Origin of the sequence: Microvirga tunisiensis (assembly GCF_009296175.1) — a bacterium.
GTDB classification, from domain to species: Bacteria; Pseudomonadota; Alphaproteobacteria; order Rhizobiales; family Beijerinckiaceae; genus Microvirga; species Microvirga tunisiensis.
Genome location: NZ_VOSK01000633.1, coordinates 1 through 2,056 on the forward strand (window position 1 = coordinate 1; position 2,056 = coordinate 2,056).

The 2,056-nt window shown below is 62.1% G+C and carries 1 protein-coding gene; it reads left to right on the forward strand.

What is annotated here, in order from left to right:
• Positions 1–86: 86 nt before the first annotated feature.
• A complete protein-coding gene (locus FS320_RS42265) occupies positions 87–1,799 on the forward strand; it encodes an AMP-binding protein (RefSeq protein ID WP_420846850.1) in 1,713 nt (570 codons plus the stop codon).
• Positions 1,800–2,056 lie beyond the last annotated feature (257 nt).

Sequence of the window (2,056 nt, forward strand, 5' to 3'; positions counted from 1 at the left end):
GCGCTGGCAGGGCTTTGGACTCAGTGGCATGATCCAAGATACCTGAAACCGCCGGGCCTTGCTCGCGCAAAGCTATGATTCACGTAGTGAAATCAAACGTTTGCCGTTTGTGGACGGAAACTAGCTATGTCCATGGCGCCAATGGTGAGCCGTTGCTCGGCGTGACTATCGGGCAGGCGCTTGACCGTGCCGCTGTCACCTGGGCAGATCAAACTGCTCTGATCGCGCGCGCCCAAGATATCCGATGGACCTGGCACGAGCTAAGGGACCATGCCGACGCCTTCGCGGCCGGCTTGCTTGCACTTGGCCTCCGGCGGGGCGACCGGATCGGCATCTGGTCTCTCAACCGCGCGGAATGGACGCTGACCCAGTTCGCCGCCGCGCGGGCGGGGTTAATCCTGGTGACGATCAATCCGGCCTATCGCCTGTCCGAGCTGGAGTTCGCTCTGAATAAGGTCGGCTGTGTGGCCCTGGTGACAGCAACCGCCTTTAAGAACAGCGACTACATCGGGATGGTCAACGCTCTTGCACCGGAACTCGCCGCCTCCATCCCAGGCCAGCTCTCTTCAGCGCGGCTGCCGCAGCTGCGTGCTGTGATCCAGATCGGTGGACCGCCAGCGTCGGGCGCGATCCCCTTTGACGATGTTGCCGCCCGGGGTGGCGAGGCCGAGCGTGCCGAGCTCCGCGAGCTTGCCAGCCTGCTCCAGTTCGATGACGCGGTGAACATCCAGTTCACCAGTGGCACCACTGGCTCGCCGAAGGGTGTCACGCTGACCCACCACAACATCCTCAACAACGGTTACTTCGTCGGCCGCGCCATGCAGCTGACTGCGGCGGACCGGATCTGCATCCCGGTCCCCCTCTATCACTGCTTCGGTATGGTGATGGGCAACCTCGCGGCGGTGACCCATGGCTGCGCCATGGTCTATCCAGGCGAAGGCTTCGACCCACTGGCGACCCTGGAGGCGGTGCAGGCCGAAGGTTGTACTGCGCTCTACGGCGTCCCCACCATGTTCATCGCCGAGCTGGACCATCCGGAGTTCGCACGTTTCGATTTCAGCACCCTGCGCACTGGGATCATGGCAGGGGCACCCTGCCCTATCGAGGTGATGCGACGTGTCGTCGAGCAGATGAACATGCGTGAGGTCACCATCGCCTACGGCATGACGGAAACCAGCCCGGTCAGCTTTCAGAGCGCGGTCGACGACCCGACGGAGCGGCGCGTCTCCACAGTTGGCCGCATTCACCCCCACCTTGAGGTGAAGATCGTGGATACGGAGGGACGCATAGTCCAGCGCGGTCAGTCGGGCGAGCTGTGCACGCGGGGCTACTCCGTCATGCTCGGGTACTGGGGCGAGGCTGAGAAAACGGCGGAGGTGATCGACGCCGCACGCTGGATGCATACCGGTGACCTCGCCATTCTGGACGACGAGGGATACTGCAACATCGTCGGCCGCATCAAGGACATGGTGATCCGGGGAGGTGAGAACCTCTACCCACGCGAGATCGAGGAGTTCCTCTTCCGCCATCCGAAGATCCAGCAGGTCCAGGTCTTTGGCGTGCCCGACCCGAGGTACGGTGAAGAGCTCTGCGCGTGGATCAGAGTTCGCGAGGGTGAGACGATGACGGAGGACGAGGTGCGGGCGTTCTGCCAGGGACAGATCGCCCACCAGAAGATCCCGCGCTACGTCCAGTTCGTAGACGAGTTCCCCATGACCGTCACCGGCAAGGTCCAGAAATTCATCATGCGTCAGATCGTAGAAGAGCAATTCGGGTTAAAGCCTGACGAGACTGCGTAGATCTGTGGGTTCCCGTCGCGAGCCCTGAGTAAAGAGAGCATGAGGCTTTATGGGGTGGGAATAGAGCAGTTGAGTGCCGTCGTCATTGATGTGCTGGTGAACGTCTTGAGGTGGCAGGCTCCCGGAACTGTGAGGTGGCTCGGTTTGGTTGAACAGCGTTTTCGGTTCGCTAAGTGGAGCGTCTGCCGGGGTTACGCTGCCGCGCGTTGCGGAAGCGGGTTGAAGTAGGCCTGATCGGGCGTGCTCCGGTCAAGGCT